Genomic DNA, 26,691 nt, shown 5'->3' on the forward strand with positions numbered 1-26,691 from the left:
TTCATCCCGATAAAGACGTCGTTTGTTTCTTTTTTAAATAACTAACCTTTAAGTCATTTAGTAATTTTACCTTATGAAAATCACATTCTTTTCCACTCAACCTTACGACAAAGAATTCTTCAACAAGCACAACGGTGCATTCAACTTTACGTTCGAATTTTTAGAGGCCGCTTTAAATGAAAAAACCGTAGCGCTCGCTAAGAAAAGCGCAGCGGTTTGCGTTTTTGTAAATGACAAAGTGAACAGGGAGGTAATTGAGTGCCTGGCTGAAATGGGGGTAAAGATTATAGCGCTAAGATGTGCGGGATTTAACAACGTTGACCTTGCGGCAGCGAAAGAAAATAATATAAAGGTCTGCCGAGTACCGGCGTACTCGCCCGAAGCTGTTGCTGAACATGCTGTTGCTATGATTTTGACTCTTAACCGCAAAACTCATAAAGCTTACAATCGCGTTCGCGAACAAAATTTTTCTTTGAATGGTTTGCTTGGATTTGACTTGCATGGTAAAACTGTGGGGGTGGTTGGCACCGGCAATATTGGTCGCGCTTTTTGTAAAATCATGGTAGGGTTTGGATGTAAAGTGCTTGCTTTTGATCTTATAGCAAATAGAGAAGTGGAGGCTTTGGGGGTTGAGTACCTGCCCCTTATCGACGTAATAGCTGCAAGTGATATTATTTCCCTTCACTCGCCGCTGAATGACCAAACACATAACATGGTGAACAGCGAAACGATTGCTATGATGAAAACAGGAGCTATGCTGATCAATACAAGCCGGGGAGGACTGGTAGATACAAAGGCGGTAATCGAGGGACTGAAATCGGGCAAGCTTGGATATGTAGGAATTGACGTGTATGAACAGGAAGAGAAGTTGTTTTTCAAAGATCTTTCCGGTGGCATTATACAAGACGATGTTATTTCACGGCTCATCAGTTTTCCCAACGTGTTGATTACTGCTCACCAGGGATTTTTTACCAATGAAGCCCTTACTCAAATCGCTGTGGTAACCTTGTCAAACGTTGATTCAATTTTAAAAAATAATACAATCGCACCCGCTAATACTGTTGCCTAAACTGGTACATACATATTGATGGTACATTGAAACCAGGTAAGGATTGTATTGTCTCAATATTTATTGTATGTTAAAATGTATGAAAAAAGTTAAAATAGCTCCCAACCATATCTTTTAAACTACCATCTTCGTAAGAGGCAATTCCATCGAGGCCTAAAAACTTGCGGAGTAAAAAAATCTTTCAGTAAAAAACTTTTTCTTTGTTCCATGAAAACATTAAAGTATTTGTCGATTGTATTGACAGGCCTTGTTTTTTTTATCGCCTGTCAAAAGGAGTTGAGCTTGGACAGTGGATTTGCAGGCAAGACTGCGACAGGGTCGTTACTTGACTCGGCAAATAACTGTCGGAATATTGCTGTTAGTGGTCCTTTCATTGTCGATAGTACGCTCAATGATAATAGCTACGTATCAGTCCAGGTGAATTTTGCTACAGGTGGAGCCTACCGGATTTTTACAGATACTCAAAATGGTTTTTCTTTCCAGGACTCAGGTTATGCGCCTGCTGGAACTCAAACAATAAAATTGAAAGCAACAGGTAGACCGGTAGCAGCGAGAGCAACCACGTTTACTGTCGCCTTCGATACTACTTTCTGCTCTTTTACTGTAACCGTTATTAGCAAAACACCCGCTACTTACTCACTTGCAGGTACGCCGGGAAGTTGTACTACCGCTGGCGTGCAGGGTACATACACGACCGGGATCGCTCTTAATTCTGCCAACAAGGTTTCATTACAAGTAAACGTAACTGCTCTAGGCAGCTACTCAGTAAGTACAATATCAACAGGAGGTATGAGCTTCAGCGGAACAGGAACCTTTACTACCCTGGGACCTCAAACAATCGTCTTGCAAGGAAGTGGAACACCTACTACAGCTGGTGCAAATTCTATCCCGGTTACTGCGGGTAGCAGTACATGTAGCTTTACTGTAAACGTAACTGCCGGAACAACAGGCAATGTAATTCCTGAAAACGACCGGGATTCAGCATGGAGCTTTAACGGAGGAACTAACTTCTTCCATGGTCCTTTTTACGATGTATTTGACACTACCATAAATAATATCTACGGCTTCATTTTCCTGGGCTATACTCCTACCACCGGTGATACAACTATCCAGTTTGGTGTATTTTCTCAGACGGGAAAAATTGCATCCGGAAGTACTTACAATAGTGCAAATTCTCTTGCTGCATTTTATTATACTGATTACAAGGATACTTCGAAGGTTAATAAGATATATACAGCCGATTTCAATACTCCGTCTGCCAGTACAACGATAACCATTTCGGCATATGATTCAACCACGAGGATAGTAACCGGAACATTTGGAGGGTCAGCAGTAAACGCCACTGGTACAGTAGCACCAATTACCAATGGCAAATTCAGGGCAAAAGTGAGGAAAACTTAAAATAGGTTTTTTTATTATAGCGAAGGGTTGTCTTAAAAAAAGATGACCCTTTGTTATGTTAGGAATAGCCGCTACTGTATTAGAAGGGATTATGAAGGGAATAACGGAATGGGGCATAAAGAGTCTTCAACGCGTATAGAAGGAGCAGCGGGATGCTGATTTATTGTTTTAAATGAAAAGAGTGGAGATTCAATCTCCACTCTTTTCATGTTTTAAATAAGTATTTTTAAATTAGGCATTATTCTACCACCTGCACTTTGTCATCTATTTTAATTTCTGAAGTAGTAGTGTGCAATTGCTCATCGTGCTTCTTAAAGAATTTGTTTTGAAAAATCAGGATAGCAATTACTCCTATTGAAATTGAGGCGTCAGCGATGTTAAACACAGGTCTGAAAAACTCAAATTCTTCCCCGCCCCAAAACGGAAACCAGCTAGGATAATGTGTATTTGTAATAATTGGAAAGTAAAGCATGTCAACTACTTTACCATGTAAGAAGCTCGCGTATCCTCCCCCTTTTGGCATAAACTGCGCTATGTTTTGCATGTAAGGATCACTGTCATTGAAAATAAGACCATAGAACATACTGTCTATCAGGTTGCCTAGAGCGCCCGCAAAAATTAAAGCACTGCAGTAAATAAAACCTGCGTGGTATTTTTTTCTTATAAAATCGCGGATGATAAAGACACCGGCTATCACGGCAACAAGGCGAAACAATGTCAAAGCAACTTTCCCCCAATCGCCACCCATCTTCCAGCCCCATGCCATTCCCTCGTTTTCTACGAAATGCAACCTGAACCAGTTCATCCCCAGTACTTTCACTTCGTGACCGATAAAAAAATGCGTTTTTATGTAGAACTTAAAAGCCTGATCGATGAAAAGAATAAACAGAATTAGGAGGATAACGTTCCGGGACTTCACTTTAAAAAATTTGGGCAAATATAAGGAAACGGGTATGATGAAGGAATGAATTATAACGGTTATAACAGTTTCTACTTATGAAAGAAAAGACAGGATAATTGATGGAATTTCAATTACAAATTGAGAACTCTCGAAGTGGTTTCAGGCAAAAATGCCTATTTATTCCTGCTTTTCATTTCTTGCCATAATTGCTTTAAACCTTCGGCAACTTGTAACCATTGTGGTACTGCTTTGTCAGGTACTTGCTGTTAATGTCTTTATCTGTGAACTTGCTTTTTGCCGAATCCCATACTAGTTTTTGTCCGCTGCGATACGCCGTATTTCCCATTTGGGCGACCGTGGCTATATGTGCTCCTGCCTGTATTGAGCAGTGCAAGTCTTCCATCTTGCGCGACTTAATTACATCGATAAAGTTGACGAGGTGCTTATCAAGGCCGTTATCAGAAGGCTTAACCAGGGGTTTACTTACCTTGTTTTTGCCTTGCCTTTCTTCTATCACTTCCCAGCCTTCCCGGTTTAAAATAAGTGTTCCGTTGTTGCCTATGTATGCAATACCATGCTCACGATTATAAGGGCCGTTATTTATGCCGAGAGCGGAGTCCCAAATCATATTAAAGTCTTCAAACTCGTAAGTGGTAGTCAAAGTATCTGGAGTTTCTTCGAACAAGTCAGGGTAAGCAAAACGACCGCCCAAAGCAGAAACAGAATGGGGCAAAGAAGCTTTCATTCCAAGCAAGCCATAGTCTAATAAATGCACTCCCCAATCAGTCATTAAGCCTCCTGCATAATCCCAAAACCAACGGAAATTAAAATGAAAACGATTGGCATTGAACGGACGGATAGGAGCCGGCCCGAGCCATTTAGTGTAATCGACGCCAGCCGGAGGTGCAGAGTCAGGAATGACAGGTGCAGGTCTTGCCCAATCAAGGTAACACCACACTTTCACGGTTCTAATATTGCCCAGCTGCCCGCTGTGCACAAAGTCTACCGCGTCTTTAAAATGTTGTTGGCTACGCTGCCATTGCCCGGCCTGAACTACTTTATTATATCGTTGTTGTGCAGCTACCATCGCCTGGCATTCTCCAATCGAATTTCCTACAGGCTTTTCAACATACACATCTTTCCCAGCTTCACAAGCATGCATCATAATCAGCGCATGCCAGTGGTCAGGGGTTCCAATAATTACGGCATCGATATCTTTTTGATCTAATAAGCTTCTATAGTCGCTGTAAACCTTCACTTTCGAAGCGTCTACTTTCATCTTGGCCAGGTCGGCCATTCTTTTGTCGATCACATTCTTGTCTACATCACAGACTGCTACCAGGTTTACCCCCGGTACTTTTAGTGCAGCTGATACGTCTGCCCAACCCATTCCATTAATGCCAATGGCGCCGATATTTATTTGATCAGAGGGCATTACACGATTTTTAAAAATGGCAAATGCCTGGTTATTAATGGCCGACACCAATAAAGACGCGCCCACCATTGTGGCTGATTTTTGCAAAAAGTTTCTTCGGTTTGTCATTCCTCAAATTTTGATTGTGCAAGCAGAAAAGGAAGTTACGGTAATCTTTGATTGTATTTTTTTTTGAACTTATGTGCTTGTTTTGTTTCGTTTGTACCGGCTTTAGCACTACTATAAAACTTTTGTTGCGTCGCACTCGTGTACTATCTGCCCCCGCCGCCGCACTGAGAAAACAACTAGTTTGAATGATGTATGCATTATTGGTAGCCCATGGCCTGCAGTCTAAATAGCTCTGCATATCTACCCCCTTTTTGCAGTAATTCTTCGTGGCTGCCTATTTCTACCAGCTGGCCTTTTTCCAACACAACTATTCTGTCAGCCATTCTCACGGTCGAAAAGCGATGGGATATCAGTACGGCTGTCTTCCCTTTTGTCAATTCAGCAAATCGTTGAAACACTTCATACTCCGCCCTTGCATCTAAGGCTGCAGTTGGCTCATCAAGTATCAGCAACTGAGCGTCTTTCATATATGCTCTGGCAAGGGCTATTTTTTGCCATTCTCCGCCGGACAAATCAATTCCGTTATTGAAACGTCTACCTAACATCTGCTCGTATTTATTCGGCAACCTCTCAATCAAAGGATGCGCCATGCTTTGCTCTGATGAGCTCTTAATAAGCGGATGATTGCTGACCTCTGAAATATTTCCAACCGCAATATTCTGGTTCACGCTCATTTGGTAACGAATAAAATCCTGGAAGATCACACCTATTTGTATTCTCAATTCATCGAGGTCGTATTCACGCAGGTTAATTCCGTCAAGCAGAATTTGTCCTTCTGTAGGATCGTACAAACGGGCCAGCAACTTTACAAGTGTAGTTTTGCCTGCGCCATTTTCTCCTACCAAAGCAATCTTTTCTCCCGGACGAAGTGTAAAGCTGAGGTGACGATTGGCCCATCGTTCGGAATTGGAATACCTGAAGCCAACATTGTCGAAAGTAAATCCGTACTTAATTGGTTTTGGAAAGGGCACGGGATTGGTAGCTAGAACAATTTTAGGCTGTATTTCGAAAAACTCAAAAAAGTCTTGCAAGTAAACTGCGCCTTGAGAAACGCTGGTAAAACGAATTAATATTCCTTCCAACAAACTTCTTAGTTGTCTGAAAGAACCGGCGAGAAAAGTTAGGGAGCCAATTGTTATTTTCCCCTGTGTTGCTTGTGCGATCATAAAAACATAAGCTCCGTAATACCCCGCACTTCCTAACATGGTAAACAGTGTTCCCCATACCGTTCGCCTCATTGCCAACAACTTATTGTCTTTATAAAACTGGCCCGACAACTCTTTAAACCGATTAATAATAAACCCGGACAAATTAAAAATTTTAACCTCTTTAGCCGTTTCATCACTTGCACCTAAAAAACGTACATAGTCTAGTTCTCTTCTTTCAGGTGTCTGTCGCCTGCTTAGCGCGTATGTCTTATCATTAAAATAAGCCTCGCCAAGAAAAGCCGGTATAATCGCAACAAGCAACAGAATAATCAGCCACGGATTAAATGCAAGTAATCCGGCTGCAAGAAAAGCCATGGTGATTAAGTCCTGCACCTGGCTTAACACCTGTGATAGCAGGATAGTGCGTCCAATCGTTTGTTGCCTTGCCCGCTCCAGTTTATCGTAAAAGGCAGAGTTTTCGAACTGATCAAGATCGAGCGTGGCAGCATGGCTCATTATCTTAACCGAAGTATGGTTAGAAAACTTGTCTCCCAGCAAACTATCCATCAAAGTGATACTCCTGCTTAAACTGTCGGAAAGAATGGCGAGTCCAAATTCAATAGCAACAAGGGTCCAGAGATGATAAGAAGAAAAGGTAGTCTTATGTTGACTTATCAGGATAACCTGGTCAATAATCAGTTTGCCAACGTACAGAATAGCAAGAGGTGTAGCAGACTTAATAATGCGTAGAAGCGCATTAATAATGGTCATCCATTTGCTGGTTTCCCAAACAAGCTTAAAAAACCTTGGAAGGTTACGAAGCGCAGAAAGTCTTTCTTTTAGGGTTAATTGATTTGTAGGTGTTTTACCGGGTTTCTCTTTGCTAAACAAGCTCTTCCAAAAAGTCATTTGTAAAAGTAAGGGAGTTGCGGCTTTTGCTTAGGACTTAAAGAGGAAGAAAAGTAAAAACTGATATTGTCTTAAAAAGTAAAAACGTTATAAAAACATTCAAACTTACATGTGCCTTAACTCATTTTTTTAATTCTTAGTTTACGTTTATCCAAGACTGCGAAAGCATTTAATAATTCTTCTACAATTATAGCTAAATCGTCTATCCCTGGCATTAATTGTTGAACAGAAAGAACGTTATAGCCTTCCTTCTGCAATGCAGCTGTTATTCTTGCATCAGTACTTTCATCTATAATTATTAGTGGGAAGCTATTCGACATCCAATAATATTTCATTCCTTACCAATGCAGCACCGTAAGAAATGCAAGCTAAAATAGCTTCTCGGGTAAGAAAAGGGTAGGCTACCAAAAGTTCTTCAATTGTCTCCCCTGCGCCTATCTTTTCCAGGATTAAGTCTACACCTATCCTGGTACCGTTTATCACGGCTTTTCCTCTTAAAATACCTGGTCTATACTCTACAAATTCGTTTGCCATAAAAATACTTTGTCTAAAATTACGAAGATATTTTTTGCTTCTTTGCCTTCTTAAGCTTGTCGCAAACATGCATAAAAAAAGCCGCTAGTTCATTACTAACAGCTTTTATAAATAACTAATTCTTTTTTACACCTGCGAGAAACTGGTAGGAACCAAAAACGTGCGGGTTATCCTGCTTACTATATTGGCATCTTCATACCCCGGGATTGCTTTTATTCTTGCCCACTCAGGATCTGATCCAAATGCCTTCCAGTTTTTGTCGTGCTCAGCCATATCGTCGAACGTAAGCATATAAGTTAAGTTGGGTCTCATCTCACCGATAATCGTTTCACCAAAAAACACGGGAGTTAGTCCAACTCGTTTGAATATAGCTATTTCACCTACGTTATCAAACATGTCAATTTTCTTCTTGCCCGCAGCTTCACTTGCGCTTTCATAGCGACGTAATTCAAATATTCTGCTCTTGTTTTCTGGTACTTGAATTTTAGGCATTCCTGAAAAAGCCTTTAAAAAAGAGCTTTGTATTCTATCATAGGCAGGCTCTTTTGCAGGGGCATTTAGGTAGGCAGCTCCGGCTTGCTGATAAGTTGTATCCTTTGCAAGCTTATCTGTTATATCCATAAAGTCCTTTGCAGAGTTAAATGGAATGACGGCGTATAACTTTGATTGTCCCTCTGGCTTTTGTTCGGTAAAGACGCCAATGTTTTTACTTCCCAACCGGTTTAAAGCTGGAATGGCCGCGTTCTGAAAATAATCTTCCACCAGTTTTTGCTGCGCAGAATTCTTCAAAGTATATACCCTCAGTTCATAAAATTCAGGAGAGCTTTTGGCAAAAAAATCTTTTTCAGAAGCTTTGGCTACCATAGCTGATAAACCTGTTAAAGATCCTGTGAGCATTGATGCCTTTACAAACGATCGTCTTTTCATTATCTAATTTTGTGGCTAAATTATTAAAAATGTGCAAGTGTTAGTGAAAGTGGTTGTTTTTCGATGGTCGTTAGTTTTTATCGTTAATCGGGAGTTTCTTTGAATCGTTAGTCGCAAGTTTTTGGATCGTAAATCGCAAGCTCGCGGGAGGTAAATCTAGCTCACTAGCGATTAACGATTACTAGCGATCAACGTACCTCACTAGCCATTAACGAGTACTAGCGAGCGATCAACGTACCTCGCTAGCGATTAACGTTTACTAGCGATCAACGTACTTGGCAATTGACGCTACCAAAAACCTACTCCACCGGCGCAGTTACATCCTCACTTCTCTCTCTATCTCTCTTAAACTCAAGGTGGCCGAACTTGAGGGTAAAGTTGAGACCAAATGATCTGAAAGGTATACTCCGCACGTTGGTAACTACGAAATTAGGACCGTACAATTCTGTTCTCTGCTCGACAGCATCTTTGAAAGGATTGGTGGTAGTAAATGCAATGCTGGCATTTTTCTTCCAAAATTGTTTTCTCAAAGCAAAGCTGTAGTTGGTGAATGAAGGATATTTTCCCTGCGCTTCGTTGCGGGGTGAATTGAAGTTTCCAAAAAACTCACCAGCAAGCGTATTACTAAACTGGTAGCTTGTGTTCAGGTTAAACCTGTAATTGAAGCTCGAAGTATTATAGCCTTTATCAATCGCATTGATAATATCACGATGAAAAAAAGACAGGTTTGTACGAATACTCATCTTTTCGATAACCCTCAGATCACTGAAAACATTTATACCCACATTTTTCTCAGTACCTATATTTTGCCTGCTCGAAACGGTTACATGAGTGTAGGTACTATCTCCGACCCGGTACTCAGGATAATAAGTTACAAAAGGCTGGATATCCTCAAAATTAAGCCGGTAGAATAAATTGACCATAAAAGATCCAGACTTCCCAAGGTCGCGGTTGTAAGCGAGCTCGGTACGATGACTTTCTTCGGGAACGAGATTGCTGTTTCCAGTTGTAATGTTTTTAGGATCACTGGTATTAATAAAAGGATTTAATTCCTGGTACTCGGGACGGCCAATCCTTTTTGAATAGCTAAGCTTCAATGTGCCACCTTCTTCACCGAGCTTTTTAGACAAGTAAATAGTAGGAACAAACGTGTTGTATCCGGGTATCTTCCGTTGAGTTTGAGCGTTTGAATAAAAAGCATCAATTTCTGTTCGTTCGTATCGTCCGCCTGCCTTTGCGTCAAACAATTTGCCTACCGGAAAGGTCAGTTCAGAATAAAGTGCGTATACCTTTTGATGATAGTTTAGGTTGTTGGTTAGATAAGGATCAGGCAGGTAAGTATTCGCGCTGCTCTTGTATTTAAGCACATCAGAACTCGTCACAATATCCATCAATTGAACTTTACTTCCGAAGCCAAGTATTACGTCCTTCTGCAGCGGCTGCGTATAGTCGATCATCAACTCATGTTCGTTATTGGTACCCGGATTAGTACTGTTAGTGCCATAATACAATTGGTGAGCGGGCTGTAAAAACTGCATGTTTGCCGCAGTATTATAATTGTTTCCAAAAGTGGAATTAAGCTCAACATTTAACTCCTGGTCTTCTTTTGCAAAAGTTCGCTTATAGTTAAGGCTTGCATCAATATCATGAATATGAAAAGCATTGTCGATGTTGTTAACAGACGCTATGCTTGAAACACCCTGAGACCCGATGCCACCTTTTATGTTTTGAGTTTGATTCGTTAGTCCAGTTCCGTTGTTTCCAAAACTGTTATAGGAAAACGAACCTGTAAAACTATTCTTATCGTTCATGGTGTAATCAAAACCTCCCCCCGTTTGAAAACCATGACGAGCTATTCTGCTTAATCCGTCCTGGTGCAAAAAAATAGTAGTGCTTGCCGCAGTGTCGGTTGTTATGCGGTCAGAATAAGAAGGTGTGCCGGTACGCAAGCGCGTATTGCCACTAACAAAAGCATTCACAGCAAGCTTGCCTTTTCGCGCATTAAAGTTGAATGAACCATTTTCTGTTCTTGTTCCGCCGGTAAGCGAAATATTTCCGTTAACGCCCTGCGCATTGCTTTTTTTCAAAATGATATTGATAATGCCACCCATGCCTTGTGCATCGTACTTGGCGCCGGGATTTGTAATCACCTCTATACTCTTAATCTGGTTGGCGGGTATCGATTGCAACACGTCTGCGATGCTACTTCCAAAAGCGGATGATGGTTTCCCATTTATTAAAAACCTGATGCCTGCGCTGCCGGCCAGTTCAACATTTCCATCGATACCCACTGTTACCTGCGGCACTTTCCTAAGTATATCAGTCGCTACACCGGTTTGAGAGGTTATGTCTTTTTCAGCATTAAAAACCAGTTTATCAATTTTATTCTCAATCAACCTTCCTTGCGTGGTAACGGTTACGTTTTGCAGGGTAGTCGCTGTTGCAAGCAGCGCAATGTTTTTAAGATCGATAACGTCGTTCTTTTTTGCAATAGACACCTCGTTAATCATTCTTGCTTTGTACCCGATAAAGTCAGCTTCAACAGTATAGGTACCCAGTGGAATGTTCGTAATAGCAAAGGTTCCGGTAGCACTAGAGGTCGTACCGTTCACCACTTTCTTTGTAGCCGGATCAATGATGCTAATGGTTGCATATTCGATGGCTTTCTTAGATACAGAATCGATGATCGTTCCCACAATCTTTCCATTTCCCGCCGCTTTTTCCTGGGCGTTTACTACTATAGCAAAGAAACAAACGAGGAGGGAAAATGTAAATTTCTTCAACATGATAAAACTTTTACTTTCTAAGAGGGTGCAAAAGTATTGATGAAAATTGGCGCATTTTTCACTTTAGCACTTATTTCCATTTCTCTCGTTGCGTTTCTTTTGGGGCAAGCAGAAGTGCTTTTATGTTGCTCCGGTTGTGTCACTCTCTTGTACTTGTATACCGTCATTCAACATCTATCATTTGAATGCAATCTGTTGTCTACCAACTCACACTCGTGAACTTGCCACTGATCAAACTTTGCAAAAGTTTCACAGGCGTCAATTGCAATAGTGTCGGCTTTTGCCAAGCTTTATAGAAAAATATCGAGACCTATGCCTGTACAACATTTACTTACTATTTGTCTTATTCCTTTACTTCTGTTCTTACTGCCCTCGTTCGGGATCTCAAAAATGTTTCAGAAAGCTGGCATTCCCGCCTGGAAAGCTTACGTTCCTTTTTATAATACCTGGGTGATGGTGACACTGGGCAAACGCTCGCGTCATTGGGTTTTTTGGCAGGTTATTCCTGTCGTCGGTTGGTTTATTACCATTAGTATTTATATAGAGTTTGTAAAACTTTTTGGCAAATTCAACTTAACCCAACACATCCTTACTGCTCTTGCCTCTCCCATTTATTTTCTTTACGTTGGCTACTCGCCTGCCACGACTTACAGAGGGGTAGCTGATGTACAACGGTATCAAAAACCGGCGTGGAGAGAATGGGTAGATGCAGCAGCCTTTGCTACGATTGCCGCAACTCTAATCAGGGCTTTTGTATTCGAAGCATATGCGATCCCCTCAGGGTCTATGGAAAAAACACTACTAATCAACGACTATCTTTTTGTAAATAAAATCAGTTACGGCCCTCGTGTTCCCAATTCACCCCTGGCCATTCCTTTCGTACATAATTATATTCCGGGAACTCCTCTTAAATCGTACAGCGATCTTGTTCAACTTGGTTATATCAGGTGGTTTGCATCTCCGGTAAAAAGAGGTGATGTTGTAGTCTTTAATATGCCTGCAGGAGATACTGTAATTAATAGAGAGGACTTTCAAACCGTTAGACCCTATTATGATATTAAGAGAGAAGCAGCCCGGGGCGAGGAAAGCGCACAAAGCATTTTGGCAAATCAAGATGACTATCCGATAGCCGTGCATGCTTTCGATAAAACAGACAATTACGTTAAGCGTTGTACCGGCGTTGCAGGAGATAATTTATCGATCCGGGGAGGCGTTGTTTACATAAACGGAGTTCCACAGCAAATGCCACCCACGTCACTGATGCTTTACCAGGTTGTAACAAATGGACAGCAACTTGATGAAAGTCTTATGAAGGATGAATATGACGTTGACCTTTCAGATCCCGGCCAGGCGACAATGACCGGCGATAATACTTTTGCCATGACTTTAACTGCAGAAGCAGCGGAAAAGATGAAACACAATGGCTTCGCTAAAGAAGTAAAACTGTTGACAGATACACCGGGGGATTTGCGTTACCAGGGTATCTTGTTTCCATACGACTCCCATCATTCCTGGACGTTGGACGATTATGGTCCGGTGTGGATCCCGAAAAAAGGAGCAACCCTAACACTTACGCAAGAAAATTATCCTATCTATGAGCGCGCTATAAACGTTTACGAGCATCATTTACTGGAGAACAAAAACAACCGTTTTTATATCGATGGAAAAGAAACCACCACTTATACTTTTAAGATGGATTATTATTGGATGATGGGGGATAACCGTCACAATTCGCAAGACTCTCGTTTTTGGGGATTTGTGCCAGAGGATCGAATTGTAGGCAAACCCTCTCTCATCTGGTTCAGCACAGACAAGGGCCCAAGGTGGAACCGGATATTCAAAACAATTAAATAACTGCTAACCACTTTTCATCTACACTTAGGTCACCTCGGAGTAAGCAAAGACAATTTAAGTACCTTGTTATTTCTTTATAAATCAACCAATGCGGATTTGATAAATTAACAGGGAGACTACATCATGAAAAACACTTTGCTGACTTCGTTGTTTTTAATAGTTAGTTCCGTGGTATTTAGCCAGGATAATAGAACTGCTAATTTCCCAACGGCAATTGAGCGCGTTGAAAAAGTTCCCGAAAAAAGTAAAGTATGGGTTTTTATAATGGCCGGTCAATCGAATATGGCTGGTCGTGGTTTGGTGGAACCACAAGACACGATCTCCAACAAACGGATATTAACCATAAATGCAGAAGGGCAACTTATTTATGCAAAGGAGCCCCTGCATTTTTATGAACCCACCCTAACCGGTTTAGACGCTGGTCTATCATTCGGTAAAACACTACTTAAAAGTATTCCATCAAACATTTCAGTATTGCTTATACCTACAGCAGTTGGTGGAAGTTCTATTCAACAATGGATAGGGGATTCAGTTTATAGAAAAGTAAAACTGCTGACTAATTTCAAAGAAAAGGTTCACGTTGCAAAACAGTATGGAACTATAAAAGCAATCTTATGGCACCAGGGAGAAAGCGACGCCAACACGGTATCCATACCATTATACGATCAGAGGCTTTCAACATTATTTGGCACTTTTCGGGAAATAATCAAAAACGATGCTTTGCCAATTATAGCAGGTGAATTAGGTTCGTATTCAGACAACAAGCAGGATTGGGCAGCTATCAATCAAATTATTCGAACTCATGCTACGGTTGATAAAAAGATGGCCGTGGTGTCAACAGAAGATTTAAAAAATAAAGGAGACAAAATTCATTTCGATTCAGAAGGCCAAAGGACTTTAGGCGAACGATATGCACAGGCCTATTTAAAACTTGTTGCGAAGTAGATAACAGCCAAACTTCTGTCAACCGTCATCCAACAACTGTCAGCGCTACCCGTTGCAGTTTTCCTGGCTTGCAATATCGTTGTCCTGAATTTTATTTTACCTACTTGATCTGCCATCGATTCTTCGTTTGTTGGCTTTAAACTTTTAAGTGCATTTCCAATCATAGTTCCCTAAAATCCAAATTACACCATGTCATAGAAACCCTTGCAGCGGGATTAATAAAACAAAAGTTGTAAGTTGTTTGTATAGGTATCACAATATATTTTTCAATTCAAATTCAAAGTATGAGACTTAAAATTGCAATCGCTTTCTGTTTTTCACTTGCTACTGTGTTTGCGCAATCGCAGCTACCACAGGCAGATGTAGAAAAGGTACGGGGAGGTGACTTGACTTTTCAACCTGTTACCCACGCTACCATGGTGTTGAGCTATCACAAAAAGAACATTTATATCGACCCTACCGGCGGTGCTGAAGCTTTCAAAGGTCTTGCCGCTCCTGATATGATTTTGGTCACTGATATTCATGGCGACCACTTTGACCTTAAGACCATTCAAGCCATTAATACCAATAAAGCTACACTGGTCGTTCCCCAGGCTGTTGCCGATAAACTTCCTGCGGAAATGGATAAACAAAAACTTGTGATTTTAAAAAATGGAGATAGCAAAAACCTCGAGGGAGTTTCAATTACTGCTGTTCCAATGTATAATCTTCCTGAGGCCGCAGACGCCTTTCACACAAAGGGAAGAGGCAACGGTTATGTCTTGAACATTGGTGACAAGAATATTTATATTTCAGGTGATACCGAAGACATTCCAGAGATGCGCGCTTTAAAAAATATTGACTTTGCTTTTGTTTGTATGAACCTCCCATACACCATGGATGTAACGCAGGCGGCGCAAGGTGTGCTGGCTTTTAAACCAAAAGTAATTTACCCTTACCACTACCGTGGGCAAGACGTAAACACTTTCAAATCCCTGGTTAATACAGGAGATAAAAACATTGATGTGCGATTAAGGAACTGGTATCCCGCTGCTAAATAGAATTCAAACATTCATCCATCATATTTTTAGAAAAGAGCTTTAAAAAGCTCTTTTCTTTTTTATCCAATATTGGTTTGTCGGGGCAGCCTCGTATCAATTTGAAAAACTTTGTAACGGCCGCAGTTACCTGTGCTTTGAAGGTTTTTCAAGTCCTTTTTAGCTACACTCCAAAAGGATAGGTCTCAGGAACTGTAATGGCGTTGGGATGTATATGTAGTGGATGAAGTGCTTGTGTTTTATCGATATAGGTAAAAGCGTCGTAACGGTCTGGCAATACACTTGGAACATAATTTCCGTAGCGCTCATACTCCGGCCGATATACTACGCCAATAGCACGATGACCAATCCTCTTTTCGCCAAAAAAACTGTCTTTAAGTTGATCCATTAGCAAAAGTTTGTTTTGAGGGCTCGCCTTGTGCAAAAAATACTCCCAGCTTCCTTGTCTTGCATCTGGCACGAGTATAGACTGCATTTTTGCACCCCAACTATCGCCGGCAATCACACTGCCGTTGTACGAGCCAAAGCCAACTAAAAACGTTTCACCTGGAAACGCCTTTCTGGCCAATTCGCCTATATTATAAGTGCCCTCGTCTGCCATGTCGGTTGCACTCGAGTCTCCAACGTGGGTATTGTGTGCCCATACGATAGCTTTCGAGTCCTTGCCGTGGAAGTCTAACAATCTTTCTAAAGTCTCCTGCATATGGCTGTCCCTGATATTCCAGGAATCTTCGTTGCTCTTGATCATCGCTCTATAATATTTTTCTGCATTTACGGCTATTACCGCGTTTTGCTCTGTACTAAAAATCTGTTCGTCTTTCAGCTGGTATTGCGGAAGCCGGTTTTGGATCTCCTGCAACAGCTCTAACACTTTATCCTCACATAACTCTGGAACAATGCGGCTAGCATAGGCATAAGAGGTCTCGTCTCCTTTATAGGGTTCAAAGCAGCGAAAAATTTCAGTCGCTTTCGTCAGCGCCTCGGGTTCATTTTTTTCTAAGTACTTCCGAATAGATTCCAAAGACTCCCAAAGGCTGTAGACGTCCAGACCGTAAAAGCCTATTTTCTTTTGCTGATTGTTATTGTATTGATGCAGCCAATTCGATAGTGCTGCTACTTCCCAGTTTGCCCACATCCAGGTTGGCCACCGGTCAAAGCTTCCTAGTACCTGCTGTATTTGGGTTCCCGGGTCACCCTGTCCTTTTATAAACTTGTTGATATTATAGCAATCGGGCCAGTCACCCTCGACAGCAATAAATTCGAAGTTCTTTTCGGTGATCAGTCTTTTGGTGATGTGACTCCTCCAGGTATAATATTCGTGGGTACCGTGCGAGGCTTCGCCCAACATTACAATGCGTGCATCACCAATTTTATCAAACAAAGCATCTAGTCCACCCGTGTCATCAAGAAGTATCGAATTTTCTTTTATCACTTCGATCGCTTCCTTTTCGTTTACCTTACTATTTGCATTAAAAAGTCTCATTCTGTAATTTTTTAAAAAATTATTTACACACAAATTGTGCTATTGTACAAAAGATATTTATTGGGTAATACGTAAAAGCTTTTAATTATTATCTTTTTATGCAGTAGGGGAAAATATTATATAAATTGTTTTTTCAACTGGTGCTCCACACCCTCGTAATTTTTTGGCCAACTTGAACACTTTGCTTTTATTTTCGCAGCGCTTTGATAAAAAACGAAACAATTACCCACAATTTTTAAATATTACTGTTTACCCAGGAACCTATGAAAAAGTTATTTCTTCCATTGATCGTGTTTCTTTCTGTATGCTCGAGTGCTTGTAATGAATCTCCTGCTAAAGACTCAGAAACTAAAAAAGACAGTACTGTTGTTAACGACGCCCCTGCTAAGTCTACCGGACCGAAAGTGATGGCGGATGCAGCTACGATTATTGCAAGAAAAGAGGTTCCTATTTTATGTTATCACCAAATCAGGGATTGGGCGGGAAGCGACTCCAAAGGAGCCAGGGATTATATCAGACCCGTTGACGCATTTAAGGCTGATTTAAAACTGTTGGCTGACAGCGGTTACCATACTGTTTTGCCGGACCAGTTGTACGATTATCTTGCTTATGGTTCGCCTTTACCTGCCAAGCCAGTCATGCTTACTTATGATGATACGGATGATGACCAATTTAATATTGCCGGCCCCGAGATGAAGAAGTATGGCTTTAAGGGTGTCTTTTTCATTATGACTGTTTCGATCAATCGTCCTAAGTATATGACCAAGGATCAGATAAAACAGTTGGCTGATGAAGGCCACGTCGTAACCTCGCACACATGGGATCACCACAGTGTAAAAGGGTACAAGACTGACCAGGATTGGTTAACACAGATCGAAAAGCCGAAGAAAACGATCGAAGATATTACCGGCAAACAAGCCGTTGATTTTGCTTATCCGTTTGGACTCTGGAATAGGGAGGCGATCCCACAATTGAAAAAGAGAGGTGTTAGATCTGCGTATATTTTAAGCACCAAAAGGGATCCCGACGATCCTCTATACACCATCAGAAGAATTATCGCAAGTGGCTATTGGAGCGCTTCAACGTTGCACAAAAGCATGATTGAGTCTTTTCATTAGGTCGCCGGCAGAAGTTCTGATAGCATCATCGTTGCGACGCAATCCGTTCTTCTCCAAATCTTTGAGCAGCTTTTGCCTTATTTCGAAAATCACCTTGATTTTGCTGATAGTACCAACGTTATTACCATTCTGCTCTTGCAGTCGGACTAACAGTAATATCAGCAAAATCTTTTTTCAGGTATTTGTAATAGGCCGTTATAGCAATCATCCCTGCGTTGTCGGTGCAGTACTCAAATTTTGGTATAAACGTTTGCCAGCCTAGTCTTTTACCTAATTCAGTCAAGCCATTTCTAAGGCCACTGTTCGCACTCACACCTCCCGCGATACAAACGTTTTTGATGCCGGTCTCCTTTGAAGCTTTTTGCAGCTTATTTAATAAAATGGTAACAATTCGCTGCTGAATGGAAGCGCAGATATCCCGCAGGTTCTCCTCTACAAAATTGTTGTTCTTATTTTTTTCGGCTTGTAAGAAATATAGGATAGAAGTCTTTAAACCGCTGAAGCTAAAATTAAGGCCGGGTATGTTAGGCTCAGGAAAAGGGTAACGAGTTGAGTTGCCCTCTTTTGCATACTTATCGATCAAAGGTCCGCCGGGATAGGGTAGGCCCAGCAATTTTGCACTTTTGTCGAAGGCCTCGCCCGCAGCATCGTCAATAGTTTCGCCAATAACTTTCATATCATAGGGACTTTCGCAAAGTACAATTTGTGTATGCCCTCCACTAACAGTCAAACACAAAAAAGGGAAAGACGGCCGCGGTTCGTCTATCAAGTTTGCCAACACATGGGCTTGCATATGATGAACAGTTATCAATGGCTTTTGTAAAGACAACGCAAGCGATTTTGCAAACTGCGCACCGACCAATAAACTTCCGATCAACCCGGGAGCTTGTGTAAATGCTACTGCATCTAATTGGCTCAATTGTACGTTTGCTTTTTGTAAAGCCACATCTACTACAGGTACAATGTTTTGCATGTGTGCCCTGCTAGCCAGTTCGGGAACTACCCCTCCATATTGTTCGTGTATTTTTTGAGAAGCAATGATGTTAGACAGAATTTCTCCGTCAATACAAACCGCTGCACCGGTATCGTCGCAGGAAGATTCTATAGCTAGGATAGTAGTAGACATTGTTAGCGAGATCAGCAGCAGTTTAAATTAACACTGCGACTACACTGGCAAAATTATAGACAATGAGTAATCAAACTGAAGTTAATATCAGGTGAGAAATGATGAAACTGGTTATACAAGCACAAGGGAGTGACACAAGGATGTTGAACTAGGAACGACTGCCAGAACAATAATTAATAATTAATAATTAATAATTGATAAAACAATTTAGGATTGTGGTGCGAGACGGTACGCCTGCGCTTCAACTACTTCGTTCTAATAGCAACAACCGGGTTCATTTTAGCAGCGATGGAAGCAGGAATTATTCCCGCCAGAACACCCACTACCATGCAGATGGAGATAGCCAGCGTAAGGGTATTTAAGGAGATGTTTATTGGAAACGGCATGACGGTGCTCAAAAGCTTTGTAAGAATGAAGACCAGCACTAAGCCGATTAAGCCGCCCAGTAAACAAAGAAATGCGCTCTCTAGTAAAAACTCCGTCAAAATAGTTGAACTCTTGGCGCCTATGGCTTTTTTTAGCCCGATCTGGCCCGTTCTTTCACGTACGGTTACAAACATGATATTGGCTACACCGAAAGCACCGACAATTAGCGATAAACCCGCTATTGCCCAACCGCCTAAATTGATCGATCCAAAGATAGAATTGGTTTGTTCGGTGAACATGTTAATATCGTTCAAAGAAAAGTCATCTTCCTGCCTTGGACTGAGGCGGTGAATGGAACGCATGATACCTTTCAGTTCATCTAACAGCGCCGCAGTGGAGATGTTTTCGCGCCCTTTTACCATAATCGTTGGACGAGAGTCTTCTACTATAAACATTGCTGACATTTGCTTGTACGGCATAATAATGCACTCATCAAACTGCCACGCATCTACCATGCTCTTTCCTTGTTTTTTAATGACCCCTACCACTCGTAAATTTCTTCCTTTGAATTTCACTTCCTGGTTAAGAGCCCTTTCAGCGGTGCCAAAAAGATTTTCTGCATTCGAATAGCCAATCAGTGTTACCGGGGCTGCCTGCTTAAATTCGGCTTCACTTATGTACCTGCCGTAGTCAATATTAATTGTAAGAACCTTGTTGTATTCTTCGGTCACACCATAACAACTTATCCCATTCAAGACATTGTCAGTATACTCCAGGTTACCATTAGATCTTATTGTGTAGCAAATTGCTGAAGCCAATGTTGCCCGGGCTTTTATAGCCTCCATTTCGTGGTACTTGACGTAAGGTCTCTTCAAGAATTTCCACCACGGAAAATCAGGACCATGATTGGCATAAGAGTATTTGTCGATGTAGATGGTGTTGGTTCCGAGGCTTTTTAAATCGCCCTGAACTTTTGTTTGCAGGCTTTCTACCGTTGCCAAAACGCCGATGATGCAAAAGATTCCTATGGTGATTCCAAACAACGATAAGAAGGTGCGGAGTTTATTATTCTTCAACTCCTGCAACGCCATTTTAAAGCTGTTCCATACTATAGATATTACCTTAAGCATTACTCAAATGTAAGTAGAGTTTAAAAACGTCCGGTAAATATTATTTAAAGCTTTGATCGCTTTTTAGATAGTATTTGAAAATGCTTAAAAGGAGTTTTTACTGCTGGTTTTTCACCTGTTATAACTTGCTTCAACATCGTTGTGTCACTCACTTTTACGGCAAATCTTTTTTCATCTTTTCTCTGCAACCACTGCTTATTTTTTGCTTGTTGTCTGATCAAAATCCGGCCCTTAACAACTTTTGTTAAACGAAACGTTATAACATGCAACTCCTTTGTTTTAAACCCTCTTACAGCTTAAATTATTTTAAGATAAAAAAGTTTTACTTCTGTTCGTGTACTATTTTTGCATCGCATTTCTCAAATTAAAATTGCTACGATGACCTGGAAGCAGATGTTCACTTCTTCAATTGGCCAGAAACTTACAATGGCTCTCACCGGACTTTTTCTTATCACTTTTTTAATAGTTCACGTTGGTTTAAATGCTTGCATTTGGGCAAATGACGGCGGCCAAATGTTTAATACTGGTGCAAACTTTATGTCTTCGATGCTTGTTATAAGAATAATGGAAATTGGACTTTTTGCAGGTATAATTATCCACGTTATCCAGGGTCTTTTATTGTTTTTTGAAAATAAGTCTAAAAGAAAAATCGGGTACGCAATTGAATATGGTGAGCGCGGTAGCAAATGGTATAGTCGTAGTATGGGCCTTTTAGGCACTCTTTTATTGCTTTTCCTAATTATGCATATTTATCACTTTTGGGTTCCTTCAAGACTGGGTGGTATGTGGAATATAAAACCGTTGGAAGAGGTGGATTATACCAATGGCCTGGGCAAGCAATACCATAACTTGTATGCGGAGATGATTAATGTATTTCAAAACCCTATTGTTGTTATTTTATACGTGCTTGGCTGTATATCTCTTGCTTATCATTTAATGCACGGATTCGAAAGTGCTTTCAGAACGATTGGTGTTCACAATAACCGTTATCTTAAAATGTTGAGGTATGTCGGTCGCGGATATTCTATCATCATCAGTATTGCTTTTGCAATGATGCCAATCAGCATTTACCTGGGATGGATCAGGTAAGTTTTCAAATTTTCAAATTTTCAAATTGCATATATGTTAGATGCGAAAATACCGGAAGGACCTTTAGATCATGTGTGGACAGACTACAAGGGCCATTGCAAACTGGTAAACCCCGCTAATAAGCGGAAGATGGAAATTATTATTATTGGTACAGGTCTCGCAGGTGCTTCAGCGGCTGCTTCTTTAGGTGAGCTTGGTTATAAAGTAAAAGCCTTTTGTTACCAGGATAGTCCTCGCCGTGCGCACAGTATTGCTGCACAGGGAGGCATAAATGCGGCAAAGAATTATCAAAATGACGGTGACAGTGTCTTCCGTCTTTTTTATGATACGATCAAGGGTGGAGACTATCGCGCAAGAGAAGGTAATGTGCATCGTCTTGCAGAAGTGAGTGTAAATATCATTGACCAATGTGTGGCGCAAGGCGTTCCTTTCGCACGTGAATATGGCGGCTTGCTTAGTAACAGGAGCTTTGGAGGTACCCAGGTTCAAAGAACGTTTTATGCTGCAGGACAAACAGGACAGCAATTATTGATAGGTGCATACCAGGCTTTGGAAAGACAAATAGCTCTTGGTAACGTAAAGATGTATAACAGGCACGAGATGCTCGAATTGGTTACGATCGATGGGAAGGCCAAAGGAATAATTGCTCGTAACCTTGTAAGCGGAGAACTGGAAAGACATTCAGGTTATGCTGTGTTGCTTTGCTCGGGTGGTTACGGTAACGTGTTTTACCTTTCTACCAACGCGATGGGAAGTAATGTTACCGCTGCATGGAAAACCCATAAAAAAGGTGCATACTTCGCTAACCCATGTTACACACAAATCCATCCTACTTGTATACCTGTTAGTGGTGAGCACCAAAGTAAGCTAACGCTAATGAGTGAAAGCTTACGTAATGATGGTCGTATTTGGGTTCCCAAAAAACAAAACGATACTCGCAAGGCAAGTGAAATTCCTGAAGAGGAGAGAGACTATTACCTCGAAAGAAGATATCCGGCTTTTGGTAACCTTGTACCCCGTGACGTAGCATCGAGAGCTGCAAAAGAAAGATGTGATGCAGGCTATGGAGTAGGAACTTCAAAGCAAGCAGTGTACCTCGACTACGGAAACGCAATCGAGCGTTACGGACAAATTGAAGCAGGTAAGAAAGGTATTGCAAACGCTTCTGCTGAAGACATCATTGCGATGGGTAGGGAAGTAGTTAAAGAGAAATACGGCAATCTTTTCGATATGTATGAAAAGATTACCGGCGAAAATCCTTACGAAGTGCCCATGCGAATTTATCCTGCTGTTCACTATACCATGGGAGGCATTTGGGTAGACTACGAATTACAAACAACAGTTCCGGGTTTATATTCTCTCGGAGAGGCTAACTTCAGCGATCATGGTGCAAACCGTTTAGGTGCATCTGCATTAATGCAAGGTCTTGCTGATGGTTATTTTGTTATTCCGTACACAATTGGAAATTTCCTTGCAGATGAGATCCGCAATCCTCCAACTTCAGTTGATCACCCTGCATTTATAGCAGCACAAAAAGACGTGGAAGAAAGGATCAACAGGTTGATAAACATCAAAGGCAAAACCTCCGTTGAGAGTTTCCATAAACGTCTTGGAAAGATTATGTGGGATAAATGCGGAATGGCGAGAAATGCACAAGGACTGCAGGAGGCAATTTCAGAAATACGGAAGCTGAAAGAAGAGTTCTGGAGCGACGTAAGAATTCCAGGCGAAGTAAAAGAAATGAACTTTGAACTGGATAAAGCTGGTCGTGTTGCTGACTTTATTGAATTAGGTGAATTAATGTGCATAGACGCACTGCAACGTGAAGAAAGTTGTGGCGGGCACTTCAGGGAAGAACACCAAACTGAAGAAGGTGAAGCACTCCGCGACGATGAAAACTTTATGTATGTGGCGGCATGGGAATACAAGGCTGACCACGATTGGCAGTTGCATAAAGAGGAGTTGAAGTATGAAATTGTTAAGCCAACGGCAAGAAGTTATAAATAAATTGTAAACCTCTTTGAACCAACAGTAGCATTAAAACTTTACCTGGTTCACTTTGTTTTCAATTAATAATTCTCAAACTTTCAAATTGACTAATTAAGTCTTTTATGGAACACTACAATATGAATCTGACGCTGAAAATATGGCGCCAGAAGGATGCAAAGGCGAAGGGTGGTTTTGAAACTTACCAGGTAAAAAATATTTCCTCCGAGATGTCTTTTCTAGAAATGATTGACGTTTTAAACGAGGACCTCATAACGGAAGGAAAAGATCCTATAGCTTTTGATCACGATTGCCGCGAGGGTATTTGTGGATCATGTTCAATGTACATCAATGGAAAGCCACACGGCCCTTGGAAAGCAACAACCGTTTGCCAATTGCATATGCGTGCATTTAAGGACGGTGAAACGGTGGTAGTAGAGCCTTGGAGAGCAAACGCATTCCCCGTGATCAAAGACCTTTGTGTCGATCGTTCTGCTTTTGACCGCATAGTTCAGGCCGGAGGATACATTAGTGTAAATACCGGAAATGCTGTTGATGGTAACGCTATTCCTGTAGATAAGGATAAAGCTGATAAATCTTTCGCAGCGGCGGCTTGCATCGCTTGTGGCGCTTGTGTAGCTGCCTGTAAAAATTCTTCAGCCATGTTGTTTGTATCTGCTAAGGTTTCTCACCTCGCTTTACTTCCGCAGGGAGAGCCGGAAAGAAAAACACGGGCAATCAACATGGTTGCGCAAATGGATAAAGAAGGGTTTGGATCTTGTACCAACATTGGTGCATGCGAAGCTACTTGTCCAAAAGAAATTCGCCTGACCAACATAGCCAGACTGAATGCAGAATATCTATCTGCTGCACTCACTATCGACAAAGAGAATTAATAGGAAACTTTATACTGCAAGAGCCATCTTTCACCGGATGGCTTTTCTTTTTTAAAACAATTATTATGTCTTATGTAGTTCCCTCTAATACAAGAATAGGCCATATACATTTGAAGGTATCAGACCTAGATAAAGCGCTTGACTTTTATCATGGCCTGTTAGGTTTTCAGATTACGCAGTACTATGGAAAGTCTGCCGTATTTGTTTCTGCCGGTGGCTATCATCACCACATTGGCTTAAACACGTGGCATAGTAAGAATGCAGCGCCTGCTCCTGTCAATGCTTGTGGATTGTATCATACCGCTATAGTTTATCCGGAAAGAAAAGATTTGGCTACAATTTTGAAAAGGCTTGCTGAAGCAAAATATCCTTTGTCAGGAGCTGCTGATCACGGCGTTTCAGAAGCTTTGTATTTGAATGATCCCGACGGCAATGGAGTGGAGTTGTATTGGGACAAGCCCCGGGAACAATGGCCCGTTGACAATGAGGGGAATTTAACAATGGTGACAGAGGCGTTAGATTTAGAGGGGTTGTTAAAAGAAATTTAGTAGGTGTTGGCACAAACAGTTGTTCGTCGATTTAGCATTGTTGCGATGCATTTCGTTCATCATTATCTATCATTGCAGCAAGTAACTTTTACTACGTAGAGTTGTAAATCATTTTTTTTGATAAATGCTTGTCGACATTGTATTCTTCCCTAAATTTCATCATACTTTCTTTCAATTACGTTCCGTCAACTGTCATCAGTTATCCTTCGACTGTCATTTCTAAAGCATGTCCAACTCATATTTTCAGTTTAAAAAATTTACTGTTCATCAACAAAAAGCAGCTATGAAAGTTTGCACCGATGCTTGCTTGTTTGGAGCATGGGTAGCCGCTAGAATGCAAGGACGAAAAGTTGAAAGGGTACTAGACATTGGTACCGGGACTGGGCTGTTATCTCTTATGATTGCACAAAAGATTAACGCTGAAATAACTGCAGTGGAAATAGAAGAAGCAGCCACAGAACAGGCAGAAGAAAATTTCAAGTTATCTCCTTATGCAAAGCGACTTACAGTAGTTCAAGACGATATCAGGAAGTCAATAACTCGTAGGTGTTTTGATCTGATCATTACAAATCCACCTTTCTATAACAACGATTTAAAAAGTGAAGATCAACACCGCAATGTAGCAATGCATAGTATCGACCTAAGCTTCGACGAGCTATTATCTCAGGTAAATAGGCTTTTACAAGCACATAGTTTTTTTGCTGTTCTTTTACCTTTTTTCAAGTCAAAAGATTTCATCTTATCAGCAGAAAAACATAAGTTATTTTTATTAGAACAAATACATGTCAGGCAAACGGAACAACATGGCTACTTTCGGTCTATGCTTCTATTTTCGAGGTCGATCTCAGCACAAGTCCAATCTGAACTGGTTATTAAAAAAGACAATGCTTATTCAGAAGAATTCGTCCGTCTTTTAAAAGACTACTATTTGTACTTATAATGTTTTTGCATGCTTTTGTTGTTTTATTAAAAGTTGCCTAAAATCTTAAAGCTTGTTTTTAAAACGCTCGGAAAAAAATTTAAGAATGAATCATTTCGAATTATTTGAAATTCCCGTTACCCTCACCCCTAACACAAGTGAGGTAAAAAAAAAGTTTTACTCGTTAAGCAGGAAGTACCACCCCGACTTTTATACACAGGAAAATGAAAACGAACAGGCAGATGCTTTAGAGGTTTCGTCGCAGGTTAATAAGGCATTTAAGGTTTTTCAAAATAGGGACGAAACGATTAAATATGTTTTACAGTTGAAGGGTTTGCTTGAGGAAGAGGAGAAATACAATTTGCCGCCGGATTTTTTAATGGAGATGATGGATTTAAATGAGCAAATGATGGAAGCCAAGATGGAGGGAAGCCTAGAAGCTACGGAGAAATTAAAAACAGCTGTTGCAGCGGTGGAAGCAGAAATCTATGCACCTGTTAAGGAAATTATAGAAGAATATGAAGAAGGCAAAACAACTACAGAAGAATTGGTGAGTGTGAAGGATTATTATTACAAGAAAAAATATCTCCGTAGGATTTTGGCCACAATGGATCGATGACTTAATATTGCAGCCCAAAGGAAAATGCTGCCCGGGTGGCGGAATTGGTAGACGCAGCAGACTCAAAATCTGCCGTTCGCAAGGATGTGCTGGTTCGATTCCAGTCCCGGGCACCAAGTAACCCTTGTACTTAATAACACTCAAGTACAAGGGTTTTTTTATTGCTTTTAAAAGCTTTTGCATCATTTCGTCAATTGATACTTTACTATCCTCGAAAAGATTTAAGTATCTAGTAAGACCTACATTTTCTCCATGCTGCTGTGCAATATGCTTTAGCCTTTCTTACAAAATCTTTGCTTTTTGCTACATACCTAGGGGAGAATAAAAGGAAAAATATAATGGCTCTAACACGAAAGG

Annotated in this window: 23 protein-coding genes and 1 tRNA gene; 13 read left to right on the plus strand and 11 right to left on the minus strand. The window is 41.0% G+C overall.

Translation table 11 applies throughout. The features are described 5' to 3' along the window. The first annotated feature begins 73 nt into the window (after positions 1-73). The gene (locus tag SAE01_RS07990) at positions 74-1,069 is read left to right on the plus strand and encodes a 2-hydroxyacid dehydrogenase (RefSeq protein ID WP_147203225.1); all 996 of its coding nucleotides are present in this window, start codon (positions 74-76) and stop codon (positions 1,067-1,069) included. A 207-nt stretch (positions 1,070-1,276) separates the two neighbouring features. Next, positions 1,277-2,470 (plus strand): hypothetical protein, encoded by a 1,194-nt coding sequence (locus SAE01_RS07995; protein WP_147203226.1) that lies wholly within the window; start codon positions 1,277-1,279, stop codon positions 2,468-2,470. A 238-nt stretch (positions 2,471-2,708) separates the two neighbouring features. Here the strand turns inward: SAE01_RS07995 and SAE01_RS08000 are convergent, their stop codons facing one another. The 7 genes from SAE01_RS08000 to SAE01_RS08030 form a co-directional block, all read right to left on the minus strand. Further along, positions 2,709-3,389, minus strand: a complete 681-nt coding sequence (locus tag SAE01_RS08000; protein ID WP_246113185.1) for a lipoprotein signal peptidase — start codon at positions 3,387-3,389, stop codon at positions 2,709-2,711. Between the two features lie 193 nt (positions 3,390-3,582). Further along, positions 3,583-4,914: a Gfo/Idh/MocA family protein gene (locus tag SAE01_RS08005; RefSeq protein ID WP_147203228.1), complete on the minus strand. Its 1,332-nt coding sequence runs from the start codon at positions 4,912-4,914 to the stop codon at positions 3,583-3,585. 197 nt (positions 4,915-5,111) lie between these two features. Beyond that, complete coding sequence (locus tag SAE01_RS08010) at positions 5,112-6,971, minus strand: ABC transporter ATP-binding protein (RefSeq protein WP_147203229.1); 1,860 nt, start codon at positions 6,969-6,971, stop codon at positions 5,112-5,114. Positions 6,972-7,087: 116 nt separating this feature from the next. Further along, entirely contained in the window at positions 7,088-7,291 is a 204-nt protein-coding gene (locus SAE01_RS08015) for a hypothetical protein (RefSeq protein WP_147203230.1), read from the minus strand. Next, positions 7,281-7,505 carry a DUF433 domain-containing protein gene (locus tag SAE01_RS08020; RefSeq protein ID WP_147203231.1) on the minus strand — a complete coding sequence of 75 codons (225 nt, stop codon included), beginning with the start codon at positions 7,503-7,505 and terminating at the stop codon, positions 7,281-7,283. Before SAE01_RS08020 ends, SAE01_RS08015 begins: the two co-directional genes overlap by 11 nt. Positions 7,506-7,631: 126 nt before the next feature. Next, the gene (locus SAE01_RS08025; RefSeq protein WP_147203232.1) at positions 7,632-8,432 is read right to left on the minus strand and encodes an NIPSNAP family protein; all 801 of its coding nucleotides are present in this window, start codon (positions 8,430-8,432) and stop codon (positions 7,632-7,634) included. A gap of 299 nt (positions 8,433-8,731) precedes the next feature. Then, positions 8,732-11,218 carry a TonB-dependent receptor domain-containing protein gene (locus SAE01_RS08030; protein ID WP_147203233.1) on the minus strand — a complete coding sequence of 829 codons (2,487 nt, stop codon included), beginning with the start codon at positions 11,216-11,218 and terminating at the stop codon, positions 8,732-8,734. Positions 11,219-11,608: 390 nt separating this feature from the next. Between SAE01_RS08030 and lepB the strand changes: the two genes are divergently transcribed. Further along, positions 11,609-13,072 carry a signal peptidase I gene (gene lepB, locus SAE01_RS08035; RefSeq protein WP_246113186.1) on the plus strand — a complete coding sequence of 488 codons (1,464 nt, stop codon included), beginning with the start codon at positions 11,609-11,611 and terminating at the stop codon, positions 13,070-13,072. 123 nt (positions 13,073-13,195) lie between these two features. Beyond that, positions 13,196-14,017 (plus strand): sialate O-acetylesterase, encoded by an 822-nt coding sequence (locus SAE01_RS08040; RefSeq protein WP_147203235.1) that lies wholly within the window; start codon positions 13,196-13,198, stop codon positions 14,015-14,017. On the opposite strand, the gene SAE01_RS24435 is transcribed toward SAE01_RS08040, so the two are convergent. Then, positions 13,993-14,133 carry a hypothetical protein gene (locus tag SAE01_RS24435; RefSeq protein WP_170234110.1) on the minus strand — a complete coding sequence of 47 codons (141 nt, stop codon included), beginning with the start codon at positions 14,131-14,133 and terminating at the stop codon, positions 13,993-13,995. The two genes, SAE01_RS08040 and SAE01_RS24435, sit on opposite strands and share 25 nt — an antisense overlap. A gap of 168 nt (positions 14,134-14,301) precedes the next feature. Here SAE01_RS24435 and SAE01_RS08045 point away from each other — a divergent pair, with 168 nt between their 5' ends. Then, positions 14,302-15,057: an MBL fold metallo-hydrolase gene (locus SAE01_RS08045; RefSeq protein WP_147203236.1), complete on the plus strand. Its 756-nt coding sequence runs from the start codon at positions 14,302-14,304 to the stop codon at positions 15,055-15,057. Between the two features lie 160 nt (positions 15,058-15,217). Here SAE01_RS08045 and SAE01_RS08050 read toward each other — a convergent pair whose 3' ends face one another. Continuing rightward, positions 15,218-16,537 (minus strand): erythromycin esterase family protein, encoded by a 1,320-nt coding sequence (locus tag SAE01_RS08050; RefSeq protein WP_147203237.1) that lies wholly within the window; start codon positions 16,535-16,537, stop codon positions 15,218-15,220. Positions 16,538-16,800: 263 nt separating this feature from the next. Between SAE01_RS08050 and SAE01_RS08055 the strand changes: the two genes are divergently transcribed. Beyond that, a complete protein-coding gene (locus tag SAE01_RS08055; protein ID WP_147203238.1) occupies positions 16,801-17,655 on the plus strand; it encodes a polysaccharide deacetylase family protein in 855 nt (284 codons plus the stop codon). A 121-nt stretch (positions 17,656-17,776) separates the two neighbouring features. Here the strand turns inward: SAE01_RS08055 and tsaD are convergent, their stop codons facing one another. Together tsaD and SAE01_RS08065 are read right to left on the minus strand one after the other, a co-directional pair. Beyond that, positions 17,777-18,781, minus strand: coding sequence for a tRNA (adenosine(37)-N6)-threonylcarbamoyltransferase complex transferase subunit TsaD (gene tsaD / locus SAE01_RS08060; RefSeq protein ID WP_147203239.1), 1,005 nt, complete (start codon positions 18,779-18,781; stop codon positions 17,777-17,779). Positions 18,782-19,026: 245 nt separating this feature from the next. Further along, a complete protein-coding gene (locus SAE01_RS08065; RefSeq protein WP_147203240.1) occupies positions 19,027-20,277 on the minus strand; it encodes an ABC transporter permease in 1,251 nt (416 codons plus the stop codon). Between the two features lie 378 nt (positions 20,278-20,655). Here SAE01_RS08065 and SAE01_RS08070 point away from each other — a divergent pair, with 378 nt between their 5' ends. The 7 genes from SAE01_RS08070 to SAE01_RS08100 all read left to right on the plus strand — a co-directional run bounded on the left by SAE01_RS08070 (position 20,656) and on the right by SAE01_RS08100 (position 26,450). Then, positions 20,656-21,366 (plus strand): succinate dehydrogenase cytochrome b subunit, encoded by a 711-nt coding sequence (locus tag SAE01_RS08070; protein WP_147203241.1) that lies wholly within the window; start codon positions 20,656-20,658, stop codon positions 21,364-21,366. A 33-nt stretch (positions 21,367-21,399) separates the two neighbouring features. Continuing rightward, on the plus strand, positions 21,400-23,373 hold the full coding sequence (locus SAE01_RS08075; RefSeq protein ID WP_147203242.1) for a fumarate reductase/succinate dehydrogenase flavoprotein subunit: 1,974 nt from the start codon (positions 21,400-21,402) through the stop codon (positions 23,371-23,373). A gap of 104 nt (positions 23,374-23,477) precedes the next feature. Then, on the plus strand, positions 23,478-24,248 hold the full coding sequence (locus SAE01_RS08080; protein WP_147203243.1) for a succinate dehydrogenase/fumarate reductase iron-sulfur subunit: 771 nt from the start codon (positions 23,478-23,480) through the stop codon (positions 24,246-24,248). Positions 24,249-24,313: 65 nt separating this feature from the next. After that, positions 24,314-24,796: a VOC family protein gene (locus SAE01_RS08085; protein ID WP_147203244.1), complete on the plus strand. Its 483-nt coding sequence runs from the start codon at positions 24,314-24,316 to the stop codon at positions 24,794-24,796. 226 nt (positions 24,797-25,022) lie between these two features. Beyond that, positions 25,023-25,736 (plus strand): tRNA1(Val) (adenine(37)-N6)-methyltransferase, encoded by a 714-nt coding sequence (locus SAE01_RS08090; protein ID WP_147203245.1) that lies wholly within the window; start codon positions 25,023-25,025, stop codon positions 25,734-25,736. A gap of 85 nt (positions 25,737-25,821) precedes the next feature. Beyond that, entirely contained in the window at positions 25,822-26,334 is a 513-nt protein-coding gene (locus SAE01_RS08095; protein ID WP_147203246.1) for an iron-sulfur cluster co-chaperone HscB C-terminal domain-containing protein, read from the plus strand. A 29-nt stretch (positions 26,335-26,363) separates the two neighbouring features. Beyond that, positions 26,364-26,450, plus strand: a tRNA-Leu gene (locus SAE01_RS08100). Positions 26,451-26,691: the final 241 nt, after the last annotated feature.

Origin of the sequence: Segetibacter aerophilus, from assembly GCF_007991655.1 — a bacterium.
GTDB classification, from domain to species: domain Bacteria; phylum Bacteroidota; class Bacteroidia; order Chitinophagales; family Chitinophagaceae; genus Segetibacter; species Segetibacter aerophilus.